This is a genomic window from Paraburkholderia sp. ZP32-5 (genome assembly GCF_021390495.1).
Taxonomy (GTDB): Bacteria; Pseudomonadota; Gammaproteobacteria; order Burkholderiales; family Burkholderiaceae; genus Paraburkholderia.
Genome location: NZ_JAJEJP010000003.1, coordinates 1091219 through 1116799 on the forward strand (window position 1 = coordinate 1091219; position 25581 = coordinate 1116799).

The 25581-nt window shown below is 63.4% G+C and carries 23 protein-coding genes; 11 read left to right on the plus strand and 12 right to left on the minus strand.

Features of this window, described 5'->3' with window-relative positions; genetic code table 11:
- The first annotated feature begins 65 nt into the window (after window positions 1-65).
- The 4 genes from L0U82_RS37395 (at window position 66) to L0U82_RS37410 (ending at window position 7567) form a co-directional block, all read left to right on the plus strand.
- A complete protein-coding gene (locus L0U82_RS37395; protein WP_233838863.1) occupies window positions 66-2843 on the plus strand; it encodes a type VI secretion system Vgr family protein in 2778 nt (925 codons plus the stop codon).
- A gap of 186 nt (window positions 2844-3029) precedes the next feature.
- The gene (locus L0U82_RS37400) at window positions 3030-4136 is read left to right on the plus strand and encodes a VRR-NUC domain-containing protein (protein ID WP_233838864.1); all 1107 of its coding nucleotides are present in this window, start codon (window positions 3030-3032) and stop codon (window positions 4134-4136) included.
- A 68-nt stretch (window positions 4137-4204) separates the two neighbouring features.
- Complete coding sequence (locus L0U82_RS37405) at window positions 4205-5539, plus strand: type VI immunity family protein (protein WP_233838865.1); 1335 nt, start codon at window positions 4205-4207, stop codon at window positions 5537-5539.
- Window positions 5540-6367: 828 nt separating this feature from the next.
- A complete protein-coding gene (locus L0U82_RS37410; protein ID WP_233838866.1) occupies window positions 6368-7567 on the plus strand; it encodes an acyltransferase family protein in 1200 nt (399 codons plus the stop codon).
- A gap of 208 nt (window positions 7568-7775) precedes the next feature.
- On the opposite strand, the gene L0U82_RS37415 is transcribed toward L0U82_RS37410, so the two are convergent.
- The 3 genes from L0U82_RS37415 to L0U82_RS37425 form a co-directional block, all read right to left on the minus strand.
- Complete coding sequence (locus L0U82_RS37415; protein WP_233838867.1) at window positions 7776-8138, minus strand: translation initiation factor Sui1; 363 nt, start codon at window positions 8136-8138, stop codon at window positions 7776-7778.
- Window positions 8139-8171: 33 nt separating this feature from the next.
- On the minus strand, window positions 8172-8456 hold the full coding sequence (locus L0U82_RS37420) for an ATP-binding protein (RefSeq protein WP_326489810.1): 285 nt from the start codon (window positions 8454-8456) through the stop codon (window positions 8172-8174).
- Window positions 8457-8527: 71 nt separating this feature from the next.
- A complete protein-coding gene (locus L0U82_RS37425; protein ID WP_233838868.1) occupies window positions 8528-9118 on the minus strand; it encodes a MarR family winged helix-turn-helix transcriptional regulator in 591 nt (196 codons plus the stop codon).
- Window positions 9119-9480: 362 nt separating this feature from the next.
- On the opposite strand from L0U82_RS37425, the gene L0U82_RS37430 reads away from it, so the two are divergent.
- Genes L0U82_RS37430 through L0U82_RS37445 form a run of 4 tightly spaced genes read left to right on the plus strand, consistent with a single transcriptional unit; the run spans window position 9481 to window position 12570 of the window.
- Entirely contained in the window at window positions 9481-10350 is an 870-nt protein-coding gene (locus tag L0U82_RS37430; RefSeq protein WP_233838869.1) for a transporter substrate-binding domain-containing protein, read from the plus strand.
- Window positions 10351-10373: 23 nt separating this feature from the next.
- A complete protein-coding gene (locus tag L0U82_RS37435; protein WP_147238241.1) occupies window positions 10374-11018 on the plus strand; it encodes an amino acid ABC transporter permease in 645 nt (214 codons plus the stop codon).
- Complete coding sequence (locus L0U82_RS37440) at window positions 11015-11674, plus strand: amino acid ABC transporter permease (RefSeq protein WP_233838870.1); 660 nt, start codon at window positions 11015-11017, stop codon at window positions 11672-11674. The genes L0U82_RS37435 and L0U82_RS37440 overlap by 4 nt, the downstream gene beginning before the upstream one ends.
- Window positions 11671-12570: an amino acid ABC transporter ATP-binding protein gene (locus L0U82_RS37445; RefSeq protein WP_233838871.1), complete on the plus strand. Its 900-nt coding sequence runs from the start codon at window positions 11671-11673 to the stop codon at window positions 12568-12570. The genes L0U82_RS37440 and L0U82_RS37445 overlap by 4 nt, the downstream gene beginning before the upstream one ends.
- Window positions 12571-12622: 52 nt before the next feature.
- Here the strand turns inward: L0U82_RS37445 and L0U82_RS37450 are convergent, their stop codons facing one another.
- From L0U82_RS37450 to L0U82_RS37490, 9 genes are all read right to left on the minus strand, one after another.
- The gene (locus L0U82_RS37450; protein WP_233838872.1) at window positions 12623-13453 is read right to left on the minus strand and encodes a phytanoyl-CoA dioxygenase family protein; all 831 of its coding nucleotides are present in this window, start codon (window positions 13451-13453) and stop codon (window positions 12623-12625) included.
- 73 nt (window positions 13454-13526) lie between these two features.
- Window positions 13527-14729, minus strand: a complete 1203-nt coding sequence (locus L0U82_RS37455) for an amidase (protein WP_233838873.1) — start codon at window positions 14727-14729, stop codon at window positions 13527-13529.
- A complete protein-coding gene (gene hpxZ, locus L0U82_RS37460; protein WP_233838874.1) occupies window positions 14729-15118 on the minus strand; it encodes an oxalurate catabolism protein HpxZ in 390 nt (129 codons plus the stop codon). The genes L0U82_RS37455 and hpxZ overlap by 1 nt, the downstream gene beginning before the upstream one ends.
- Window positions 15115-16308 carry a DUF1116 domain-containing protein gene (locus tag L0U82_RS37465; protein ID WP_233838875.1) on the minus strand — a complete coding sequence of 398 codons (1194 nt, stop codon included), beginning with the start codon at window positions 16306-16308 and terminating at the stop codon, window positions 15115-15117. Before L0U82_RS37465 ends, hpxZ begins: the two co-directional genes overlap by 4 nt.
- 2 nt (window positions 16309-16310) lie before the next feature.
- A complete protein-coding gene (locus tag L0U82_RS37470) occupies window positions 16311-16970 on the minus strand; it encodes an SRPBCC family protein (protein ID WP_233838876.1) in 660 nt (219 codons plus the stop codon).
- Between the two features lie 25 nt (window positions 16971-16995).
- Window positions 16996-17514 (minus strand): (2Fe-2S)-binding protein, encoded by a 519-nt coding sequence (locus L0U82_RS37475; RefSeq protein ID WP_233838877.1) that lies wholly within the window; start codon window positions 17512-17514, stop codon window positions 16996-16998.
- Window positions 17511-18347, minus strand: coding sequence for an FAD binding domain-containing protein (locus L0U82_RS37480; RefSeq protein WP_233838878.1), 837 nt, complete (start codon window positions 18345-18347; stop codon window positions 17511-17513). The genes L0U82_RS37475 and L0U82_RS37480 overlap by 4 nt, the downstream gene beginning before the upstream one ends.
- Window positions 18344-20752 carry a xanthine dehydrogenase family protein molybdopterin-binding subunit gene (locus tag L0U82_RS37485; protein ID WP_233838879.1) on the minus strand — a complete coding sequence of 803 codons (2409 nt, stop codon included), beginning with the start codon at window positions 20750-20752 and terminating at the stop codon, window positions 18344-18346. The genes L0U82_RS37480 and L0U82_RS37485 overlap by 4 nt, the downstream gene beginning before the upstream one ends.
- Window positions 20753-20770: 18 nt before the next feature.
- The gene (locus tag L0U82_RS37490) at window positions 20771-22033 is read right to left on the minus strand and encodes an amidohydrolase/deacetylase family metallohydrolase (protein WP_233838880.1); all 1263 of its coding nucleotides are present in this window, start codon (window positions 22031-22033) and stop codon (window positions 20771-20773) included.
- Window positions 22034-22363: 330 nt separating this feature from the next.
- Between L0U82_RS37490 and L0U82_RS37495 the strand changes: the two genes are divergently transcribed.
- The 3 genes from L0U82_RS37495 to L0U82_RS37505 all read left to right on the plus strand — a co-directional run bounded on the left by L0U82_RS37495 (window position 22364) and on the right by L0U82_RS37505 (window position 25545).
- Window positions 22364-22930 carry a MarR family winged helix-turn-helix transcriptional regulator gene (locus L0U82_RS37495; RefSeq protein ID WP_233838881.1) on the plus strand — a complete coding sequence of 189 codons (567 nt, stop codon included), beginning with the start codon at window positions 22364-22366 and terminating at the stop codon, window positions 22928-22930.
- A 65-nt stretch (window positions 22931-22995) separates the two neighbouring features.
- On the plus strand, window positions 22996-23778 hold the full coding sequence (locus L0U82_RS37500; RefSeq protein WP_442793719.1) for a GntR family transcriptional regulator: 783 nt from the start codon (window positions 22996-22998) through the stop codon (window positions 23776-23778).
- A 135-nt stretch (window positions 23779-23913) separates the two neighbouring features.
- Window positions 23914-25545, plus strand: a complete 1632-nt coding sequence (locus L0U82_RS37505) for a gamma-glutamyltransferase family protein (protein ID WP_233838883.1) — start codon at window positions 23914-23916, stop codon at window positions 25543-25545.
- The last annotated feature ends 36 nt before the right edge of the window (window positions 25546-25581 follow it).

The window sequence follows — 25581 nt, forward strand, 5'->3', positions numbered from 1 at the left end:
CAGATCATCGACGTCCGGTGTGCACGCTGAACTTTCCGCAAAAAGATATTTGCGAGAGCGCGAAAATGAACCTGTCTGATCTGTCTCAAGCCATCAGTGGCGGCGTGATCCAGAGTAACCGTCTGCTCAAGGCGGATATACCTGTCTTGCCCGACAACACGCTGTTGCCGCAGCGCGCCGTCACGTATGCCGAGCTCGGCCGCGACTTCAATGTCGCGATCGATCTCGCGTCGTCGACAAGCGACCTCGAACTCAAGAAGTTGATGTCGCAATCGATGACGCTGTGGATCCAGCAGGCCGACGGCTCATACCTGCCGCTGAACGGCTACATCCAGTCGGCGCGATGCCTCGGCACGGACGGCGAGACGACCAGCTATCAGGTCACCTTCACCTCATGGCTGCACTATCTGCGGCTGCGCCGCGACATGCGCATCTGGCAGGACAAGGCGGTCGATGCGGTGCTCACCGATCTCTTCAATGAACATCCGCAGGCGAAGGGCCGCTTCGAGTTCGCGCTGACGAAAACGCTGCCGTCACGTTCGTACATCCGGCAGAGCGAAACCGACTGGAATTTCGCTCACCGCTTGATGGAGGAGGAAGGACTGTTCGGCTTCTGGCGACATGCTTCCGACGGAAAATCGCACACGTTCGTCATCACCGACAATCTTCAGTCTGTCGATTCGATCGCGCCGGTGCGCTATTACCGGTCGGACGTGAGCGCCAGCGGCACCGACGTCGACGCGCTGAGCCTGTGGGCCGGCTCGCGCACGCTGCAAAGCGCCGCCTACGCGACGCGCACGTTCGACTACAAGAACCCGTCGTTGCCGACGAACCCGAAGGGCACGCTAGTCAAGGCGAGGCCGGATCAGGGCGATCTGCCGTCGCAGGCGGAAGTGTACGAATACACCGGCGCTTATACGTTTCCGAAGAGCGAGCGCGGCGATCACCTGTCGACGATCCGCATCGAAGAGTGGGAGTCGCGTGCGAAGCGCTTCTTCGGCATCGGTGGTGTGCGCGCGATCGACGCCGGACGTGCGTTCGAACTGACCGGTCATCCGGAGCATGACCGCGATGCTGAAGAGCAGCGGAAATTCGTGGCGATCAAGGTATGGCGCTACATCGAGAACAATCTTCCCGTCTCCGACCACGCGCCGATCTACCCGTACAGCCTGAAAAAGCAGTTGCAGCAGGCGCAGGCGGAACGAAGCGACGACGACTCGCTGAACGTCCCGCACGCCGACGGCAGCACCGGCTTCTATCTGGTCGAGATCGAGGCACAGCGCACCACCGTGCCGTATCGCAGCCCGTTCGAACACACGAAGCCTGTCGTGCATCTCGAGACGGCCATCGTCGTGGGTCCGAAGGGCGAAGAGGTCTACACCGACGAGCTGAACCGGATCAAGATCTTCTTCATGTGGGATCGGCAGAACCCCGGTGATGAAAGCGCGTCGTGCTGGGTGCGGACCGCGCAGTCGGACACAGGAGCCGGATACGGCGGCGTTCACGTGCCGCGGGTGGGCGAGGAAGTGCTGATCGGCTATGTCGGTGGCGATTGCGATCGCCCCATCGTGCTGCATCGGCTCTACAACGGCAAGGTGCAGCCGGCGTGGCACTCGCACGGCATTTTCTCGGGCTTCAAATCAAAGGAATACAACGGCTCGAACTACAGTCAATTCGTGCTCGACGACGCGACGGGCCAGACTCGTACGCAGTTGCTCAACAGTGGTGCCGACGGCGTTTCGTTACTGCACCTTGGGTACCTGATCGACCAGGGCGGGAACTCGCGCGGCGGCTATCTCGGCTCCGGCTTCGATCTGAAAACGGATTCGTGGGGCGCGGTGCGCGCGAATCTCGGCATGTATGTGAGCACGCATGCGAAGCCGGCCAGCAGCCAGCCGCTCGATGCGCAAGAAGCGCAGCAGCAGATGGTCAATTCGGAAAGCCTGCTGTCGACGCTGTCGGACGCGAGCGAGCAGTTACAGGCCGAGTCGCTCAAACCCGGCCACGATGCGCTCAAGGACTTCGCCGACGCGACGCAGCACAGTGTGGCGGGCTCGACGGCGGCCGGCCTCACCGCGGGCGGAGGGACCGGCAACGCCAATGCATTCCAGAAGCCGATCATGCTGCTCGCCAGTCCGGCCGGCATCGGGCTGTCATCGAAAGATTCCATTCATGCGGGCGCGGATCGTCACATCAACGTGGCGAGTGGCATGAGCACGTTCCTCGCGGCGGGCAAGTCGCTTGTGGCCGGCGCGGTCGAGAAGATCAGCCTGTTCGCGCAGAACGCGGGGGTCAAGGTATTTGCCGGCAAGGGGCCCGTGCAGATCCAGGCGCAGGACGACAACATCGAGGCGATCGCGCAGCAGGTGATCAAGCTGCTCGCGATCAAGGGAAACATCGAAATCGCCGCTCAGGAAGGCATCAAATTGTCGTCGGGCGGCGCGACGATCGAGATCAAGGGCGGCGACATCAATGTTCACGCGCCCGGCAAGCTCGATTTCAAGGGCACGCAGCACAGCTTCGCGGGTCCTGTCAGCGAGCCCTATCCGTTGCAGCCGTTCAAGCCGCCGTATCAGGCGCAGTACGTTCTGAAGAGCACGGCCGATGGCGCGCCGCTTGTCCAGCATCCGTACCAGATGCAGTTGCCTTCGGGACGCACGCTCGCCGGCCATACCAACGATCTGGGCGAAACGATGCCGGTGTACACGCCGAGCGCGCAGGGCGTCAATCTCAAGGCGCTGCAGCAGGACAAGGTCGATACGCAGCCGTGGCAGTTTGCAGGCGGCGGGCAGCCGGATATCTGGGCGGACTACAAGACGGACGTGAATGAAGGCAGCGCGTGAGCGCCGGCGACGCGTGAACGAAGGCGACACAAGGCCAATGAACGGGGGAATGCCATGAGTGGAACGCTTCAACCTGCTGGAAGCTGCGAAACGATTCGGGAACGCGTTCCCGAATACGCTGCATTGCCGCCGGGAACGAAAGGCTACCTGCAGGAAAAGATCGAGTTTGCGTTGAAAACGCCGAAGGTGATTCCGGTCAAGCTGCGCGATGGCTCGATCGTCTATCGGATGATGATGCAGGCCGCGATGAGTGCGCCGATGATCGCCCAGGAAGTGGCGGCCGGATGGCTGTTCGAGTACAAGGCCGAGGTCAGCTTCGACATGTCTCCCTCTGTGTCGACGGGTGGCCTCGCTGCGCCGATACCGTTCCTCAGCAACGTCAAACCTCATGGGACCGAGCGGCGGCGCAGCCTGAACCCGTTTCCACCGGGAGGCATACCGGGGCTTCTTCGGCGTCCCGATGTGATCATCGCAAAGAGCAGCGCCATTCTTTGGCCGGGTCGCGGCACCGTCGATCGGGAAGGCGGAGCACACGTCGACAATATGCTGCGGCTCGTGGAGGTCAAGTTTCCCGGCGATAACTGGGGAGCCGGCCAGGAGGAAGCGTACCGCGCGATTGCTGGCGACTTCAAAACACGCATGACGGTCATCGATGTGACGGACTGCAACGGCGATCTGCAGAGAGTGCCAGTACCCGCCCCCATCCCGGCGCCGAAGACCGAGGATGAGAAGCAGCGTCTGAGAGCGCCCGTTCGCACCGTGCCGGCGATTCCCCAGCCCGTCTGGTACGAGGACTGGTGGCAAAAGGCCGGGGATGCTGTCACCGCGATCTGGGACTCGGTCGAGCACGGTTATGCGTACGTGTCGGCGGAAACCAGCGCGTTCCTGCATCAGCATGCGCCGTGGCTCTTCACCGCGGGACACTGGATCGCCGACAAGGCGAGCGCGACGTGGACCTATGTCAGCGAAGAAGGCAAGGTACTCTACAAATATACGGCCGCGCAGTTGAAAGCCGCATGGGAGGAAATCGTGCGGCTGACCGATCTGACGTGGCAGGTTCTCAAACAGATCGACTGGGCGCAGGTCGGTCTGACGGTACTTAAAGGTATCGGCAAGGCAGTGCTGTTCGTCGTGACGATCGTGGTTGCCGCCGTTGTTATCATCGTGCTCCTGCCCGAGGAATTGCTGGCGGCGCTTGCCGCGCTGGTCGCGATGATCGCCACCGCGTCGGTTGAAGCGCTCGCGGGCCTTGCTACGGCAATCGGCGTCAGCGCGGCGGCGCAGGCGGCCTGAGTTTGACCGCGCTTTGACCGCACGCTCGACATTCCACTTACACAAAACCACACGACAGGCATAGCTCCATGACTCTTCGCGATTCCACTCCCGTGCTGACTCCGCTACAGGCACTGTCCCGCTACCGCGAAGACCTGGGAGTCCGGCTGGCCGACAATCGCATGGGTGTGGTGCCGGGGGTCATAGGCACCGTGTTTTTCGAACGCGGCTCACAGCCCGAAGTGCGGCAAGCAATCCTTGCCTGCTTCGACCGGTTCGACGAACTGTTCGGCGAACATCTGAAGGGCGGCAAGGATGCGGACCTCGGGAAATTCTCGAAGCGCAACGCCGCGGGCGTGGAGAAAATCCGCCGGGCGATCACCGATACGCCGTCGTATTCGCAGGTCAGCGTGTTGCGTTCGAGCGCAACCGATCAGGACACGGCCGCGGACTACAACATCCAGACGTTGACCGGCATCGCGATACCGCAGGACTACGTGTCGCCAACCGGGCGTCTGAGAGTGCCGAAGGGCAAAGAGTCGGGTCTGTCGTTGCTGAAATTCAATGTGCCGATGGAGCTCGTCACGACCGACGAGGGGCTCGCGCAATACGAGACATTCCTGCGCTTCGTATGCGAGAAGCTCGTGGTGCGAGGCGGATACGGCGGACTTGCTCCGGTCCTCGCGTTCAGCTATCACCGCTACATGCCGCAGGAATGGGCGCTCGCGTCACGCTTCAGCGGGCTGGAAATCGACAGCACCGCGCACCTGCAAAGCCGTGAATATGACCCGGTCTCTTACGAGGGCGAATCGACCGACGACATGACGGCCGTGTACGAAGACCTGCGCCCGGGCGCCAAGGTGGGCCGCTGGGGGTTCATCAAAGGTGTGAACTGGTACACGATACTCGGCGAACTGTTTATCGAACGCCTCGGCGGCGAGGCCGCGATTCGGGCCAGGCTCGATCGCGCGGATATCGGCGTCGAACGCGTCAATGCGTGCCTGTTGATTCGGGCTGGCGAGTTCCCTCGCCTCGGCGCTCCCGAAGAGGGCCTGCCGGAGCCCTACGTTTTTGTGAACGGCGTGCTGCGTGTGCTGCGCGACCCGAAACCCGATGCGCTGCACACTCATATTCCGGATTTGCCGAGTGCGGACGCGAAGAATGCGCGCGCGTGGGTCGCTCGATTTGATCTGCCGGATGCGCCGGCGTTGCGGGAGATTCCGGCGATCGTTCCTCAACCGGACAGGCATGAACGCACTCGGCAGAATGTTGCCGGCGGTAGCCCGTGCCCGGAGGCGGGCTGGTGGCAGACGCCGGCGAAGAAAGGGAGTCGACGGTACTTCAATGTTGGCGAGATCATGCCGGTCATTGAGGGAAGTGCGTGGGGGGCGACGGTGTGGCAGTGGTCGCCAGGGGAGAGTTGAGGATGGCGGCGGTGTGGGGGTGAGGTGGAAAAACAACGTCATTCGCGTTGATGATGCGGCGGATCATGGCGGTGGTTTCGTAGCTTCGTAGTGGGACACCGATGATTTTGAGGTTGGCACGGTTTCTGTCGCGCGAGTCGGTGACACCTGCCCTGCGCGCTTTCTGGACGTCAGCCGTGCGAACACCGATAACGCGTGTTTGCGTGCAGTCAAAGGTGCATTCAACATCTCGCCGGTTAGCAAATGGTTTTGCTTTCTTGCGGGGCGCGCGGCCGAAGGCGGCTAATTTCTGCCGCTCGGCTGGGTCATGCAGTGGGGGCACAGCTTCAGCGCGGACGCTCTCCGATCCAGGCGCCACTGCGTGAAGGTCGTCCGCTCACTCGATGCGCCCGCTCCCCCGTTTATGCCGCACCTTACCGGCTTGACGCACCGGTGCCCGGTCTCCCTCAGGGTTCGAGTTGCCACCTCAGTATCGGATGAGTCGCCTCCGTAGGCATCGCCCACACGCCGTGCGGACCAAAATCATATGACACTGCGTCCCCAGACCGAGCGTGGCGATCGGTGCGGTTGCGCGCCGCATGCAAAAGGGCACCGCCCCATTACGGCCGGTCAGGTCCTTCACGACAAAAAACAGAACTTCGCGAACAGCCTTCATCGCTGAATAACACTGCCGGTTGGATCGCGCCAATCAGTAGAGTGTTTTCGACGAACCGGCTTTCGCGTCCCACCATCGACTTATTCTTAGGCGAGATCTTTTCGATTTCCTGGCGGCCGGTGCCTGCAAACACTTAGAACATGGACATGCCGCCCGGAGGCCAAGCCGTGGCCATGACTACCGACATGTCAGTGCGTCCAGCACCCCCAGGCAGAAATATCGAAGCGTTCACTTCGTTGCGCGGTATCGCATGCTTGATCGTTGTAATGGCGCACGTATGGAACATCCTTGACTGGCCGCGCCTATTTGCCAGAGACCCTTCACTTCTATCTTCGTTTCAATTTATTGGCGGATTGTTCAATGGATCGGGCGCCGTTCAGATGTTTTTCGTATTAAGCGCATGCGTGCTCGCCGTGTCGCTGTCAAATGGTCCAACGCAACAAGCGCCTTCGATCAAAAAATTTTACGTGCGGCGCTTTTTCAGGATCTATCCGGCCTTATGGGCTTCCATCGTGCTCACGCTATGCCTCTGGCATTTGATCCGATCACCACAGGCGTTTGACTCCGGCCTCTATAGCGCGTGGGCAGCAACGCAAGCTTATCCGTCTACGCCCACCCCGGAGCACATCGTGCTTTCCATGCTGGGCCTCTACGTACACCTGAACGGACCGCTCTGGACCTTGCGTGTCGAGTTGTTTTACTCGCTCGTATTTCCAGTCTTCTATCTGCTCGCCCGAAATCCACGCAAGAGGTTGACGTTGGTCGCCTGTGTTTCGCTGTTGGCTCTGGCGCCTATCCCAAGAGTGTTTTGTGTTCATTATGCGTTAGCCTTCGGCCTCGGCGCCGCCATCCCTTTCCTGCCGCGCGCGGGCGATGCTCCATACCGCACCATGGCTGCTCTCGCATTGATTGCGCTGCTGTTATCGAAAATGGCGGCGGACCGGCTCGGCATAGATATGAAAGCCGCCGAGAACATCGAGATGCTAGTCTCGTTCGTCGCTGTATATTGCCTGTACGAAAGCCGAAGGTCGATGCGGGCAATTGAAACCAGGCCGTTCGCATTTGTTGGTGACATCTCCTACAGCGTCTATGTACTGCATTTCCCTATTCTTTTCGCGTTGACCCCGCTAGTCGTCGACGCTTTCGGAACCGCACAGGTACGCGCGCATCCGTTGGCGTCTCTGGTCGTTCTCACAGTTGTCACGCTTTGCACGACGATCGTCGTGGCAGCGCTCTCGCGACGTTACGTCGAACGGCCCGGAGAAGGCCTCGGCCGCATTGTCTACGCCGCGTTCAAGAAGCAGCCTTCGCGCGCGTCCACCACGGGGAATTCCTCAAGCGCCGCAAACGGGCGCCCGTCCGCGCGCGACTGACATCGAAGCTTGGCGTGGGGATGTCTTGCCCAAGGCTATGCGGATCGAAATTGCCGTCATCGTTGGCGATGACGTGACAGTCGAAGCCACGTGAATGTCGGCGCGCACGGTCGACCGCTTGACGGTCACAAACCGACATTGGATGCAAGCTTGAGAGCCACCGGAGGACCGTTCCGGGCCGCACGCGGTCCATCACCTGTTCGCGCGATCAACCTCCGGCCCGCTTCGCAGCGTGGCCGTCTTTTCTGAGCACTTCGATGATCTGCTCGCAATGGTCCCCCTGTACTTCAATCACGCCATTCTTGATCGTGCCGCCGGAACCACAGACCGTACGCAACCGCTTCCCGAGCAACGCCAAGTCAACAGGATCGAGCGTCAGCCCTTTAACGATCGTCACGCTTTTCCCGCCGCGGCCCTTGGTCACACGGGTTACCCGTACCGCGCCATCACCTGCCGTTTCCGCCTTGGCGACCATTTTGCACGCACACTCCGCGAGCGCGCGTCTACACTCGGGACACATCCGTCCGCCATCGGTCGAATAGACCAGGCCGCCTTTTGAACTACTCTTCATGATTGACTTACTGAAAGACCGATCGGAACGAGTTTAGCAGGGTGCATCCCAATGACCGTAGCAAACCAATGCAGACACCCTGTTCGCGGCGGGCACTCGCAGAGGGCGACCGGGCGAGACCACGTGCAACTGTGCTGCGACTGGGAGCTCACCTGGCGGATCAGTGGCAGCCACCGCCGGGCGAACAGTGAAGGTACTTCCCCGGCCGGCAACCTCGCTCTCGGCGGTGATGCTGCCACCCTGCATCTCTGCGAGCTGCTTCGCCAGCGAGAGACCGATGCCTGGTCCGCTTGCAGAATGCGTCTGCTGATCGGAAATCCGCGAGAAGAGTTTTTATCGCCGCGTGTTACGCGATCAGCCCGGCAACGTGACAACTCCGGCTATCGGTATCAGCCATCGGTCAGGCTCACAACGGGCGTGCGGCTAAGTTCGTTGCTCTTTTGGACTAGCAGCAGTTGCCTGAGAAACGTCTTGCGCTCCTCGACTGGCAGCGCGGCAATGGTTCGCTCGTGCGCTCGCGCGACGGGTGACTCCAGCCGTGCGAGCAGCGCATGTCCCACGCCAGTCAACTCCGCGATCTTCTTCCTCCGATCCGTGCGCGACACACGGCTCTGCACGAAGCGCCGCTGCGCCAACCGCGCGATCACATCCGCCGTGTTCGCGCGATCCAACCCCACGGCGCGCGACAGCACGACCTGCTCCGAAGGTCCCAACTGCTCGAGCGCCGTGAGAATGCTGTATTGCACCGGCGTAATGCCTTCGGCCGCGCACTCCTCCATGAAGAGAGCCACGTGAATCTGATGCAGCCGCCGGATCAGAAAGCCTGGCCGTTGACTGAGCGCCGTGTCGCGCCATTTGAGTACCGGCTCCGTGTCGTTGTCGTCGGCAAGGCCAGTTGTCGTTAAAGCGTCCATGTGCTGAGCGTTCCGTTTGCTTTGCATGCTGATCGTCGATGCGCTGCGCGCGATGTTCGTCAGCATACGTCGCATTTCCCTCCGGACGATGATCCCACCCGCTGAATTCCGTGCGGATCTGCCTTTCGGTAAGCAATCCGAGGATTGCCCGTATCGTATGTCGCAACTCGGTGCGCCGATGCACGAATACAAGGCTTTTAAAACATGCGTGGTGCACCACGTATTTTTGCGGCAACACCCTTTTTTGACCTTATGCCCCGCTGCATCCGTCGCTCGCGGAGAAACAGATCGTTGGCATACCCCTTGCATATTCAAAGGCAGAATCGTCAGTATCCAAACAAATTTGCGATTCGATCGCTCATCTTCGCTGATCGGGTGCGCAAGAAGCGTTGCGCGCGCGGTTGCTACCACTATCAAAGGGGCTCTTCATGTCCGTCCGTCTCACTCGCCGCGATTCTGCTCAGTCGAAACAGCGCACCGCCGTCACGTTCCTGCGCACATGTGCATTTGCGCTCGTCGCCACCTTCGGCATCGTTCACGCGGCGCACGCTGCCAGCACCGAAGAAATCAAGGCACGCGGCTATCTGAGCGTCGCAACCGAGGACGACTACAACCCGTTCGAGTTCGTGGCTGACGGCAAGAACACGGGCTATGACAACGACCTCCTCGCGCTGGTGCGCAAAAAGATCGGCGTCGACGTGAAACAGCAGATCATGCCGTGGTCCGGCATTTTGCCCGGTGTGACCACCGGCAAGTACGACATGGCGCTCACCGCCGTGCTCGTCACCGAAGAACGCAAGAAGACCTTTGACTTCGCCTCCCCGACCTGCGAAGCCATCACGTTCTATGCAACGAAAAAAGGGTCGCCGATCAAGACCCCGGACGATCTCGTCGGCAAGGTAGTCGGCGCAGAAACAGGCAGCGCCATGCTCGCGGACCTGAAGCTCTTCGACGAACAGCTGAAGAAGAAGCATGGCGGAAATGGCATCAAGCAGATCATCGAATACCAGTCGTATCCGGAGGCCTATCAGGATCTCGGCGTCGGTCGGGTTGACGCTGTCGCCAACACGCAGATCAGTCTGAACTCGCTGGCCAGGACCCGGCCGGATGTGTTCACCGTCGGTCAGGCGATCGGCAAGCCGACCTATATCGCGTGGGCCGTGAAAAAGGGCAACACCGACGTGTTGAAGATGGTCGATGCCGCGCTGCTCGAACTGCGCAAGAGCGGCGAGATGTACCAGCTTCAACAGAAGTGGCTCGGTGCGAGCTACAAGGACATGCCGCCGTCGGTCAACTGACGTCTTCGTGATCTCCCGCATCGATGAACGCCTTCGACTATTGGAGCATCGCTCAGGGCGCGCTGGCGACCGTGGTTCTTTCGGTCGTCAGCATCGTGCTCGGTGTCCCGCTGGGGCTCGGCCTCGCACTGATCCGCTGGGCACGCGTGCCGTTCCTGAACCGCATCGTCGTCGGCTATGTGAGCCTCATCCGCTCATGTCCGGCCGTGACGCTCACGCTGCTGATCTTTTTTGCGCTGCCGCAGTTCGGCATCTCGCTCGATCCGACACCGGCCGCGATACTCGCACTCACCATCAGCACCGCCGCATTCAACTGCGAGATATGGCGCGCGGCCCTGATCAACTTTCCGCGCGATCAATATGACGCGGCGCTCGCCTTCGCGATGCCGCGGACAGTGCGCTTTCGCCGCATCGTGATGCCACAGATCTGGCGTGCAAGCCTGCCGGGCCTCGTCAACGAAATGACCTTGCAGATCAAGTCGACGCCCGCAGTCGCCGTGATCGGCATCGTCGAGATCACGCGCGCGGCTTTGCGCGTCGGCGCCCGCACCTATGATCCATTACCGCCCTTCGTTTTTGCGCTCGTGCTTTACGGGCTGATCGTGTTCGTGCTCGTCAAGGCTCAACGCATCATCGAGCGCCGCCAACCCGTGGAGGCTCGCACATGACGGAGGACTTCCTGATCGTCTGGCAACAGCGCGCGGACGTGCTGTCCGGCCTGCTCGACACACTCGGTATGCTTGCGGTGGCGGCGGTCGCCTCGCTCGTGCTCGGCGCGCTGCTGACGCCCGCGTTGATGTCGAAACGCCCGGCAATCGCGCGGCTCGCGATGCTCTATGTCGACGCGATGCGCTGCGCGCCCTTCCTGCTGTTCGTCTATCTGATCTATTTCGGCCTCCCCACGGCGGGCATTCGTCTGTCGAACTGGTGGGCCGGCGCCATCGCGCTGATTCTCTACAACGCCGCCTACATGGCCGAGCTATTACGCGGTGCGTGGGCCGGTCTGCCCACGCCGATGATCGAAGCCGCGCGTGCCTATGGCTTTCATGGCTTCAGTCTGGTTCGCCGGATCATCCTGCCGCAGGTCTTCACGGTCGCCTTGCCGATGATCGGCAATCAGCTCGTGCAGATCGTCAAGGACAGCGCGTTCCTCACGGTCATCGCAGTCGGCGAACTCACGCATCAGATGAACGGCATTCAGGCAACCTATTTCATTCCGTTTGCCGCGTTCGTCACGGCTGTGCTGCTGTACTGGGCCATCTGCCTCGTGATCGAAAGCGGCAGCAGCTTACTCTCGAGATTTGCCGAGGAACGCAGAGCATGAACATTTCGAACGACGTCCCGCCCACCATCATGCGCGCAGCCGATGCAGCCGGGCCATCGTCCAGCCTTTCCGGCGAAGCGGCGCGGCCGGGCACCGAAACAGTCCTGCAACTCAACGGTATCTCGAAGTCGTTCGGCGAGAATAAAGTGCTGCGCGACGTGTCGCTCACCGTGCACAAGGGCGAGACCGTGTGCCTGCTCGGACCTTCGGGTTGCGGCAAGTCGACGCTGCTGCGCTGTGTGAACTGGCTTGAAATTCCCGACGCGGGCACGGTCCATGTGTCAAACCGGCGCATGGGCGTGCGCGAAGGCTCGTCCATCAAGATGAGCGACGCCGAACTCGCGCGTTCGCGTGCGCGCATCGGCATGGTGTTTCAACACTTCGCGCTGTGGCCGCATCTGACGGTGCTGCAGAACGTGATGGAAGCGCCTTTGCATGTTCTCGGTCGATCGCGCGACGAAGTGAGTGCGGAAGCGCAACGGCTGCTGGAGCGCGTCGGTCTCGCGGGCAAGATGGATGCGTTCCCGTCGCGGCTGTCGGGCGGGCAGAAACAGCGCGTGGGCATCGCGCGCGCGCTCGCGATAAAGCCCGACATCCTGCTGTTCGACGAACCCACCAGCGCGCTCGACCCGATGCTCGTCGGCGAAGTGCTGCACGTAATGCGTTCGCTCGCGCAAGAGGGAGCGACGATGGTGATCGTCACGCACGAGATGGAGTTCGCACGCCAGGTAGCAAGCCGGATCGTGTTCATGGATGCGGGCCAGATCGTCGAGACAGCGCCGCCCGAGCAGTTCTTCAGCGCGCCGCAAACGCCGCGCGCGCGGCAGTTTCTTGCACGTTTTCGCGCGCCGCATCAGACGGCCGACGACTGCAGCGAGACCTCGAAGCTCGCCTGAGGCGAACCCTGAATCGCAGCGTGTCGAGCGTTGCGATTCAGGGCGGCGTCATTCATTGCGGTGCGGCCATGTCCGCTGCCTGCTTCACTTCACCGTCCTTATATTTGCCCCACGTTTGCGCGAGTTCGCTCATCGAGCGCGGATCGCAATCGTATTCGGGCAGCGTGTCGGCGTCCCAGTGATCAAAGCGGTCGACGCCGCGCACGAGCGTCGCGCGACGCCGGCCCGAGGCCGAGCGGACATGCGCCGGCACGTAGAAGAATGCGAAGCCGATACGTCGGTCATCCGAACGATTCGGCAACGAACTGTGCGCGGTGCGTTCGTGATGCATCGAAAATTCACCCGGCTGCAGCGGCATTTCGACGGCGAGGTTCTCGTCGATACCGACAAGCGTCTGCCCTTTCGCGAGCATGTTGTCCTTTGCGTAGGTTTCGACGTGCTTCAGATCAGGGCCGCTGTGTGAACCGGGCAGCACGCGCAGCACACCGTTGATCGAATTCGCGGGTGTGAGCGCGACCCACACCGTCACTTCCTCATGCGGCGTGAGCCCAAAATAGGTCGAGTCCTGATGCCACGACACATAACGCGGATCGCGTCCGTTCTTCGCGAAAATGGACGCGCCGAACAGCATGATGTCCGGCCCAATGAGATCTTCGACAGCATCGAGAATGACGGGATGACGCGCGAGCTCGACGATAGCGGGCAGCGCCAGATGACCCTTGATTTTCAGCGTCTTGTTGACGTCCTCGCCGGAAGACGCCTCGTATTGCTCGACGATGCGTCGATATTCCGCGGCCTCTTCCGCGCTGATCGCGCGCATCGGGTAGACATAGCCGTGCTGTTTGAAATGCGCAACCTGCGCTTCGCTCAAGTGCTTCGTCATCGACGTTCCTTTTGGTGTGCTTCAATCGGAGAACCGCTTTGCTCATCCATCGCCAGGCAACGTCCCGGCGAGACTACCGCATGGCTTCGTGCACCGCGCGTGCGGCGCGCAGCACACCTTCGTCCGAGCCGCGCGCGCCGATCAGCGACAAGCCGACGGGCGCGCCCTCGAAGCTCGTCCACGGCATGCTGACTTGCGGCAGGCCTGCGAGGCCCGCGACGCACAGCATCTGCTGCGAGCGCGAGCGCGCGCGATCGACTGCTTCCGCTGAAGCATCCGCGCGGGGCGCGATGCCGGGCACGGTCGGCACGAGCCAGTACGTGCCTTGCGGCAGCGCATCGGCCATCGCGCGGATCGCTTCTATGCGAACGCGCTGCGCGTCGGCGACCTGTTCGCGGGTGACGGTCCGGCTCATCGCAAAGCGCGCGCCGACGTCGGGCCCAAGGCTCGCGGCGTGCTCGTGCGCCCATGCGCCATAGCGTTGCGCGATTTCCGCCGCTTGCAGCACGCGAAATGCCTGAGCCCAATCGGCAAGCGACGCCTTGGGCTCGACGAACGTCACCGCGTCGCCGAGTGCCGGCAGCGATGCTTCGAAGCGCGCCAACACCGGCGCATCGACGCAGGCAAGCAGGTTGCGCGGCACGTGCAGGCCGAACGGTTCGTCGCGCTCCATAACGATGCTGCGCGCCAGCACTTCGAACACATCGGCGAGCCTGCGAGCGTCCCTCGCAAACCAGCCGACCGTGTCGAAGCTGTGCGCAAGCGTGAGACAGCCGTCCGTCGCGATGCGCCCGTGTGTGGGCCGCATGCCCCACACGCCGCAATAGCTCGCCGGCAACCGCACCGAGCCGCCGCAATCGGTGCCGAGCGCGATGTCCGCGTGCTCCGCCGCCACGGCCACCACCGATCCCGACGACGATCCGCCCGGAATGCGCGCGGGATCGGCGGGATTGACGGGCGTGCCATAGTGCGCGTTCACGCCGGCGAGGCTGTAGGTCAGTTCATCGGTGACCGTTTTACCGATCCATTGCGCGCCTTCTTCGAGCAACGCGCGAACAGCCAGCGCCGTCCTGGCGGCGACCGGCTGTTCGTCGCGCCATGCAATATTGCCGCTGCCCGTACGAAGCCCGCGGATATCGAACACGTCCTTCACCGCGATGCGCAGGCCCGCGAGTTTGTCGCCCGAGCACAGCGGCCGCGCGCCGGCAGGCAACGCATCGAAGCCGTCGGCAACGAAGGCCCCGTGCAGCCCCGGCTGCAGCAGATCGTTTTGCATCACGACGGGTCCATCCAGCTGACATGCGCCGCGACCACGCGCCATTGCCCGTCGATCCGTATCCACGTCTGCGACTGCCGCCCGATGCGCGCCTCGCCTTCGCGCGTGAACGCAATGTTCGTGACGGCGAAGTCCGCCCCGAAGGTCGTCACCGATCGACTCACGATCGTGCGCATCAGTCCCTTGCCCGGGCGCTGCGCACGAAAATCGCGGATCGCCTCGTAGCCATGCAGGTTTTCCGTCGCGCCGAAGCGCAGCGTATGCGTGCTGTTCCAGAAGAGCGTGTCGAGCACGGCAACATCGTTGGTCGTGAGCGCGAGCTCGTATTGATCGGATACGGCTTCGACGGCCGCGAGCGTCTCGGGATCGTTAACCGGCTCTACGCTCATACGGCATCACCCGATAGTGTGGTCAGTGCGCGCGCGAAGAGTTCGGGCGGGGCCGCGTAAAGGCCTCGGCCCAGCAAGCCCGCGTGTCCGTCGGCGCCGATCATTGCAATCGCGGCAAGGGGCGCGATACCTTCCCGAACCACACGCGCCGCATCCAGCACTCCGGGCAATCCGTCGAACGCGGGATGTGGACCTGTATGGATGCGCGCTTGCCGATCGCGCCACCCCGCCGGCAGGTATGTCTCGAACGCTTGCGCGGATTCCGGCGCGAACGCGAGCGCCTGCGCACCGAAACCTGCCGCGTCGATGACGCCGCTGTCGCCCGTGAGCAACGCGGCGGCTGTCTGCTGTTGTGGATCGATGCGGGGCCCCTCCGGCGCGTGCGCAGCGGCGGTAACCCAGCGCGACGGGGCGCCCGCGAGCCGGATACCCACGCGTTCTCCGTTGCCCGCCAGTGCCACGACGAGCGTCGACGCGGAGTGTCCATCGCTCGCGGCCGCCGACAGCATCAGCGCGCATCCGGCCATCCAGAGCGTCAGAAAAAAGAGCGGCGTCTGCGCCAGCATCGCGTCGACTTCCCCATGATCCAGACGCGAGGCGAGCAGCGCGCGCAACGCGGCGGTCGCGCCCGTGGTGCGCGCATGGAGGTCGTCGCCGTTATCGAGACCGGCTCGCGCCAGTGCGAGCAGATCGACTGGACCTCGCGCGAGCGCTTCGTCGAGCGCGGGCGCGAGCACCGCGTCACGCCACTTCATGCGTTCGAGTATGCGTACATCGCGGCTGCCGAAACGGATTTGCGGACCCGCGCCGCTGCCGAGCAACGACCACGCGCGGGCCGTGGGATCGTTCGCATCCGCGACTTCGACGAGCATCGTGCGCGGAGAAACGACAGCCGCGAGCGGCGTCACCACGCCATACGCCTGCGCACATTCGAGGCGCACGTCGCCTTGCTCGATCAGGCGTTCGGCCTGAGCTTCGTCCTTCGCCCAGCCTTCGTACAGGCAGCACAGGACCGCCGACGAGCGCACGGGCACCGAAGGCTTGCGCGGATCGTCGAACGAAGGCCCCGCGTGCAGCAGCGTGAAGTCCGGAAGCCGCACCGCGTCGCACGCCGCCACGACGCCGCGCCATTGCGGACGGACCGCATGCACGCGGCTTAGGGCCAGCACGTTAGCATCGTTGGCGCGCATGGTCAGCGGCTTGCGAAGCTGAAGAGTCCGCGCAGGCGCGACCACAGGATTCTCCAGAACAGGTTGCCGACATCGAGCGGCGCGTTGGCCGGCCGCGCTTCCACACGCGGCGTGGGCACGTCGGCTTCAGGATCGGGCAACGCCGTTGCAGCGGCTTCCGGCACGACGGGCGCAAGCTCTCTTTGGACAGCGTCGCTGCTAGCCGCCGCGCCCGCTTCCTGCAGCTTCGCCTTGAGATTGTCCGCGAAGGCCTCGGTCAAACGCGTGGCCAGTTCCTTCACGATGCCGCCTCGCGAGAACTGCGCGAGGCTGCCGCTGATCGCATAATCCACCTTCACGTCGACGCGCGTTTCGCGCGCCTGCGTCTCTCCGAGCGCGAACGACGCCACGCCCTTGACGCGAGACGCGCTCTTGCGATCCACGCCGGTTCCGGTGATGCTGCCGCAATGCTGAGCGTCATCGAGCTTCATTTCACCGTCGCCTGCGAACGAAGCGACGATCGGCCCGAGCTTCACGGTCATTGCGAGCTTGAGCATCCCATTGTCGACGGGCGTCGCGAGCGATGCACCCGGCAGGCATGCGACGATACCGGGCGTATCGTGAAAGCGCGCCCACACGGCGTCGCGGGGATAAGGCACGGTGAAGCTTTGTTCGATTTCCATAGTGCGTCGGTCCGTATTCGATGATTCAGGCAGTCACTGCAAGCGGCGCCGGGGCGGCCGTGAGCGCAAGGCGCGCATCGAGCACTCGTCGAATTGCGCGCACGATGCCCACATATCCGGTGCAGCGGCACAGGTTGCCCGATAGTTCGAGACGCACACGCGCGTCATCGGCGTCGGGCAGGCGGGTGACGATATCCCGTGCGGTCACCAGCATGCCCGCCGTGCAGTAACCGCATTGCAGCGCGTGCTCGGCCGTGAACGCGGCGCGCAGCTCATTCATGGTCCGGTCGTCGTCGAAGCCTTCGATGGTGCGCACCGCACTGCTCGCGCAGCTGATCGCCGGCGTGATGCAGGAGCGTGTCGGCACACCGTCCACGTCGATCGTGCATGCGCCGCACACGCCCTGCTCGCAGCCGATGTTGGTGCCGCACAGCATGCGCTGCTCGCGCAGAAAATCCGCGAGGCTGGTGCGCGGCTCGACGCGGTCCGCGACGGGAACGTGATTGACGACGAGTTCAATTGTCTCGATGAATGCGCCGTTCATGATGCTTTCCCGTTCTGATTGCGAATGCCCGCCGCCGCGCGCACGAGCGCGACGCGATGCACTTCATGTTCGTAGCTATCCGCTTCGATGCCCGCCGCTTCGAGATGTACATCGAAACACGCTGTGTCCGGATCGGCGTCGCGCAGCAACACGCGGGCATCGTCGATTGCGTAAGGCGGCGCATCGATAGCGCCGATTACCGCACGGCACACGCCGCGTGCTGCGTCGTCGATGAACACGGCAATCGCCTCCGCGAATTCGCCCGGCTTCCGGTTGACCTTGTAGTAGCTCCAGCGCGCCGTCGGCGAGAGCCGCGCAAAGCGCACGCCTGTGAGGATCTCGTCCGGTTCCAGCGCGGTCGTGAATGCGCCCGCCATCCACGCGCGATTGCCGATCGTGCGCGCGCCACCCGGCCCCGCGACGAGAAAGGTTGCATCGAGCGCGCACATCGTATTGATCCAGTCGGCAGCGGGATCGGCATGCGCGAGACTACCGCCGAGCGTGCCGCGATTGCGCACCGCGCGATAGGCGATACCGCCCGCGACATATTCCATGAGCCCACGCGTACCGGTTTCGACCTTGCCGTCCTCGATCTCCGCATGCGTGACGCACGCGCCGAGCGTGACGGTTTCGCCTTCGACGCAGCATGCGCGCAACGCCGCGATGGCGCGCAGATCAACAAGCATTTCCGGCTGCGCAAGCCGCAGGTTCATCATCGGTCCAAGCGACTGGCTGCCTGCCACGAATTTGCCCATGCCTTCCGTGGGACTGATGAGCGCGATCGCCTCATCGCAGGCTGCCGGCTTTGCATAATCGTAGATAGCGGCTTTCATGCGGGCATTCCTTTGCGCGTATCGGCTTGCCGCGCACGCGGCCTCGCGAGGGCTTCGACAATCAGACGCGGCGTGATGGGCAACTGGTCGATACGCACGCCGAGTCCGCGCAATGCATCGTTGACGGCATTGGCGAGCGCGGCGGGCGGACCGATCGCCCCGCTTTCGCCGATGCCCTTCTGCCCGAACTCCGTATAAGGCGCCGGCGTCTCCATGTGTTCGATGCGAATCGCGGGCACCTCTGTCGCGCCCGGCAGAATATAGTCGGCGAGCGTCGAAGCGAGCGGCTGGCCGTCCTCGCTATAGGGCATGGCTTCATAGAGCGCCGTGCCGATACCTTGCGCCGCGCCGCCGTAAACCTGTCCATCGACGACCATCGGATTGATGAGCACGCCGCCGTCTTCCACGATCGCGTAATCGAGGATTTCGGTCTGGCCGAGCGCCGGATCGACCGCAACGACCACGGCATGACATGCATAGCTGAAGGTGCCCGAATCGCGTTTTGCCTGATAGGACGTCGAGACTTCGAGGCCGCGCGGGTCGACGTCGGGCGGCAGCAATTGCGGCGCGAGATACCACGTGCGCGCGATCTCCCGCAAGGTGCGCCGCCCCGCCTTACCGACCACCGCGCCGCTTTCCCAGCGCACTTCGCTGATGGGTTCCCGTAGCAGATGCGCGCCGATTTTCATCAACCGCTCCCTGAGTTCCTTCGAAGCGCGGCCGACTGCTCCACCCGCCATCACGATCGAGCGCGAGCCCCACGTTCCGGTGGAGTACGGCGTGACGCCCGTGTCGCCGAGCACGATGCGCACGCGGTCCGTGTCGATGCCGAGCACTTCGTGGGCAATCTGCGCGAGCGTGGTCTCCATGCTCTGCCCATGCGAATGGACGCCCGCGCGCACTTCGAGCACGCCGTCTGGCGTGAGGCGGATCACAGCGGGCTCGTAGCCCGGCACCATCGGAATGCCCCAGCCGTGATACACCGACGTCCCGTGCGCGCCCTGCTCGCAGAAGACCGACATGCCGAAGCCGATGCGCCTGCCGTCCGGCTCGCCGCGCCGCTGACGCGCGCGCACCGCGGGCAGGTCGATTGCGGCCATCGCACGGCGCACTGCCTCGGGATAGTCGCCGCTGTCGAAATGCTTTTTCGTGATGTTGTCGTAGGGCATCTCGTGCGGCTGCACGAGATTGCGCAGACGTACCTCGTAAGGTTCGAGACCCGCTTCGAGCGCAATTGCATCCATGATCGTTTCGATCGCATAGCACACTCCCGTTCGCGCCACGCCGCGATAGGGAAGAATCGGCGGCTTGTTGGTTGCGACCGACCACGTGCGGCAGCGGAATCGATCCATCTTGTACGGTCCCGGCAGAATGCTGCCGACCTGCGCCGCTTCCAGGCACGCTGAAAACGGATATGACGAGTACGCGCCCGAATCCACGTGCGCATTGCATTCGACCGCGAGCAAGCGGCCGTCGCGATCCGCATAGCCGGTGATGTCGTAATCGTGTTCGCGGCAATTCGCATTCGCGGTGAGCTGCTCGCGGCGGTCCTCGATCCAGCGCACCGGCTTTTCCAGTTGCATCGCGAGCCAGCCGCAGCAGACTTCCTCGGGCAGCAGAATGCCCTTGTAACCGAAGCCGCCGCCGACATCGGGGGCGATCACGCGTACCTGGCCTTCGTCGAGGCCGAGACATTCCGCGAGTCCCGTGCGCGTGATGTGCGGCATTTGCGCGGACGTATGCACGATCAGTTGCGACAGGCGGCGGTCCCAGTGCGCGACGACGCCGCGCCCTTCCATCGGCGCCATGCTCTGGCGCGCGGTGCGCAACTTGCGATGCACGCGGATCGGCGCATCGCGGCGAATGGCGTCGAGATCGACGTCGGGATTCGCATCGACGAAGGTTTCGAGAAACACGTTGTCGCCCCAGTGCTCGTGCACCAGCGCTGAATCTTCGCGACGCGCGTCGAGCATGTCGACCACGGCGGGCAGTTCCTCGAAATCGACGAAGACCTGCGCGGCGATATCCTCGGCCGCGGCGCGCGTCGCCGCCACGCACATCGCGATGGTTTCGCCGACCTGGCGCACCTTGCCGCTCGCGAGCACGGGTTGCTGCGAGCTTTTGAAGCCCGCCAGGCCCGAGTTCGCTACGATGGGCTTCACGCCCTCCAGATCGGCGAGCGTATAGACGGCGTGCGCGTGCGCTTCCGGCTTTTCGATCCCGACGATATGGCCATGCGCAATCGGGCTGCGCACGAATGCCACGTCAACCATGCCGACCATGCGAATGTTGGGAACATATTCACCGCGCCCGTGCATGAAGCGTTCGTCTTCCTTGCGGGTCAGCGAGGCGCCGATGCCTTGCGGACGATGGATGTCGCTGCGTGTGTGGGGCCGTTTGATCATCGTATGAGCCTCGCGTTCTCAGGCGGCGCGCGCGAGCGGCAGCGTCGGTGAGACAGCGTCGTGACGCACGCCGTCGCGCAGGCAGAAAAGCGGCGACAGCATGCGCTCGGCGATGACCTGCGTGCCTTCGTTGTCCTCCAGAATCCAGCGGCCACGACGGTCGTCCAGCACGCTGATGTCCGCGCCCCGCCCCACTTGCAGCGAGCCGATCTGATCTTCCATGCCGACCATCTTCGCTGCGTTGCAGGTCGCCATCGCGACGACGTGCTGCAGCGGCAGGCCGAGCGCGAGCATGCTGGTCATCGCGCTGACGAGACTGAACTGCGTGCGGCCGAGGAACGAGTGTTCCTCGTCGGGATGGCTGTCGGGCGTGCCGGCGGGCGCGGGTACGTGCGTGTTGTAGCCGTGCATGTCGGCGCCGAGCGTGTCGGGCACGACGCCCGCATCGAGCACGATGCGCGCCGTCTTGAAGCTGAAATGCGAACCATGACCGACGTCGATCTTCAGGCCACGCGCGACCGCTTCATGCACGAGCGGATGCACTTGCCCGTTCTCCTCGACGAAGCCGCCCGGATGACGGCTGAACGGATGCGCGAGGATATCGCCGGGCTTGAGCGTCTCGACCACCTGATTGAAGATGGAATCGGCTTGCACCGGCAGCCCGCCGCTTTCAGGCTTCGGCCACAGCTGGCCGAAGTGGATATACAGCGGCAGTTCAGCGCCATGGCCGATCTTCGCGGCGATCTTCATCACGTCGAGACCCCAGCGCGCGAAGCCGCCGATTTCAGCGTGGGCCTTGATGCCCTTGACCAGATCGGCATTGGCGCGGATCGACTTGATGGTTGCGTCAACGTCGAGACATTCGGGGCGATACAGGTCCGGGTAGTAGTGACCTTCGAGCCCGCCAACGAGGTAAGCGGAAATGAAGGCCAGCACGCGCGTGGCCGAGCGTTCCGCCACGTAATGCCGGAAGCCAGGAATCGTGATGCAGCTTGGTCCGCCCTGATCGATGATTGTCGTCACGCCCGATTGCACGCCGCACTGATCCGCGTTGAGGCCGAAGCGGCCCGTGACGTACTGATAGACGTGGCTGTGCGTATCGATAAGGCCCGGCAGCACGAGCTTTCCGCTGCAGTCGAGCACCTCCGCCTGGCGCGCGTGAACCGCAATATCGGAGCCGATCCCGGCGATGATGCCGTTGTCCACCAGAACGTCGAGCGTGGCGTCGATCTTCTGGGCCGGGTCGACGACGCGGCCCCCTTTCAGCAGAACTTGTGACATGTACGGTGCGATAGGCGAGTTGGAAGATGCGTGGTGTACCGCAAATTGTGTGCCGATTTTTCATCACCGCATGAATAGTCGAATTTTCCATTTTCAATCATGGAGTTATCGGGATGCATCGGTTGTAGATGCGTGCCGTACCACGGAGTTCTCCATTCACGCCTCGCACCAACTCGGACACAGCCGGAGCATGCCCGCACCATGTGCAAGCGCGATGCATTGTTATGGTGACTCGTTGGTGTACCTCATATTTGCGACCGGCGATGAATTCGGCCTAGAATGCGCATTGAAGCGTCTTTCGCTCGCCCCTCTTTCTTCCGAGTCGCTTACATGCGAACCACTGTCACCGATCACATCGACATCAAAAGCATTCGTGCAGAGCTTGCGGAACGGCAAGCGCGCTCGCCGCTGTTTTCGCGGCCGGGCTTTCTGATCCGCCGTATGCATCAGATCCACACGTTCCTGTTCGTGCAGGAAACGAGCGAATTCAACATCACGCCGGTGCAATACAGTCTGCTCACCGCGCTGGAATCGCTCGGCGAGATGGATCAGAACTCGCTTGCCATCGAAGTCGGACTCGAGCGCTCCAGCGTCGCGGAAGTCATTCCGCGACTCAACGCACGCGGGCTCGTGACCCGCACGCAAGCCGCCCATGACAAGCGGCTGCGGCTCGTCAGGCTCTCGCCCGCGGGCAAGCGTCTGGTCAGAAAGATGGCCGACGCCGTGCAGCGCGCGCACGATCGCACCATCGAGCATCTGTCGCCCGTCGAGCGGGATGTCTTCATGCTCCAGATGATCCGGCTGGTGGAAGCCAACCACTCGGACGACCTCGTGCCCTTCCGGCTGCCCGACAGCCAGTTGCTCGCACAGGACGAAAGCGAAGCCGACGCGCCCTGATTTTTCCCGCTTGCCGGCGGCCTGCGTTTTTTGCGACGCGCGTTCCTTTGATAAGCTCTTCGGTCATGCCAGACATCAAGCTGAACATGACGCCCGACGAGCGCCCTGCTATCGCGCCACACGCGACGCTCACACGGGCGGATCGCGTCTACTACGCCCTGCGCGACGAAATCTTCGACATGCACCTTCTGCCGGGCGACCGGCTCACGGAAGGCGCCATCGCCGAACGCTTTGCGGTCTCGCGCACGCCCGCGCGAGAAGCACTGCAGCGCCTGCAAAGCGATGGCCTGATGCAAGGTTATGTGCGCGGCGGCTGGGAAGTCGTGCCGATCGACAACAAGCGGTTCGACGATCTCTACGAGATGCGTCAGATGATCGAAACCTTCGCCGTGCGGAAGCTTTGCAACAGCGAAACACCGCCGCCCGGACTGCAGCTCCTGCTCGATGCGCTCGACCGCGTCTGGAACGTCGGGCGCGCGCGGCGCATCGCCGATGGCCGCAAGCTCGTCGAGCTGGACGAAGCATTTCACCATGCGCTGGTCGCGGCCGCGGGCAACGACGAACTGACTTCGACGATGCAGCGCGTCACCGATCGCATTCGTGTCGTGCGTCGACTCGATCTCGTACGCGGCGACGGCATCGCAGAAACGTATGACGAGCACGCCGCCATTCTCGACGCCATTCGCCGCGGCGACGGCGCCCTGAGCGTCGAACGCGTGTCGCGTCACATTGGCGGCAGCCAGGCCAGCGTGCGCGGCCTCACCATGCAACGCCTGCTCGCCGCGCGCACCGCAGCAGGGCGTGAAGCCACCGCGCGCGCACCGGCGAGGCCTCGGCGCACCATCTGACGACGTAACCTGCCGTCGCTCCGGGTTCGCTGAGACAGCGCTGAAAGCCTTACCCGGCAAGCTTGATCAGGGTTTCCACCATGCCTTGGCACGGATCTCGCGTTGACTCCTTTCGTTGTATACAAGGAAACGTCAATGCCTCTGGAACACGCGCACGTCGCGGCCAACACACTCAATCCCACACGCGGATCGCGCGGCATGGCGGTCGCGCCGCACTCGCTCGCATCACAAAGCGCCCTCGCCGTCCTGCGTGAAGGCGGCAACGCAGTCGAGGCGATGATCGCCGCCGCCGCGACCATCGCGGTGGTCTATCCGCACATGAACAGCATCGGCGGAGACGGCTTCTGGCTGATCTCGCGCCCCGGTTACGCGCCCATCGGCATCGAAGCGTGCGGCGCGGCGGCGATGCGCGCCGACATCGAAACGTATCGCGCGCTGGGCCTGAGCGCGATTCCCGCACGCGGTCCGCTCGCGGCCAACACGGTCGCGGGCACCGTGTCCGGCTGGGACTTCGCGCAGCGCTTCTCGAAAGACACGCTCGGCGGCCGCTTGCCCGTCGCGCGACTACTCGAAGACGCCATTCATTACGCGCAGAGCGGCGTTCCCGTCACGCGCAGCCAGGCCGAGTGCATCTCAAGCAAGCGCGGTGAACTGGAAAGCGTGGCGGGCTTCGCGCAAACCTTCTTGCCCGATTCAAGCGCACCGCGCAGCGGCGAGCGCTTTGTCAACGCACGTCTCGCCGCCACGCTCCGACAACTCGCCGATGCCGGTCTCGACGACTTCTATCGCGGCGATCTCGCGCGCAGCATCGCGAGCGATCTCGCGTCGCTGGAAACACTCGTCACGCTCGGCGATCTCGAACGGCACAGCGCCCGCGAACGCGCTCCGCTCGCCCTCAAGCACACGCTCGGCACCGTCTACAACATGCCGCCGCCGACGCAAGGACTCGTCTCGCTGCTGATTCTCGGCGTGCTGGATCGCGTGCTCACCGACGACATGGACCCGCTCGGCCCCGAGTTCGTACATGCGTGCGTCGAGGCGACCAAGCTCGCTTTCAAGGTGCGCGACCAACACGTGACCGATCCGGACCATATGCGAATCGATCCGGTTACGCAGCTCGGGCACGCGGCACTCGACGCGATGGCGAGCGAGCTGTCGATGTCGCACGCCGCGCCGTGGGGTAAAGGCCGTGGCCCTGGCGACACGGTCTGGATGGGTGTCATCGATAACGAAGGTATCGCGGTCAGCTTCATCCAGAGCATCTATCACGAGTTCGGCAGCGGCATCGTGCTGCCGCAGTCGGGCATCAACTGGCAGAACCGCGGCTGCAGCTTCTCGCTCGATGCATCGTCGCTCAATCCGCTGATGCCGGGCCGCCGCCCGTTCCACACGCTCAATCCGGCGCTCGCCCAGTTCGCCGATGGCCGCACGATGGTCTACGGCAACATGGGCGGCGATGGCCAGCCGCAGTCGCAAAGCGCGGTGTTCTCGCGCATCGCGCGCTTCGGCTGGAATCCGCAGGCCGCGATCGATGCGCCGCGCTGGCTGCTTGGCCGCACCTGGGGCCAGTCCACCGATTCGCTCAAGCTGGAAGCACGCTTCCCGGCCGAGACCATCGACGCGTTGCGCGCGCTCGGCCACGACGTGGAAGTGCTCGCCGCCTACGACGAAGCGATGGGCCATGCAGGCGCAATCGTTCGCTATCCCGATGGCTTGTTCGAAGCGGGAAGCGATCCGCGCAGCGACGGCGCCGCCGCGGGCTGGTAACGCCTCAGGCTGCATCGACCATGAAATGTTGTCTCA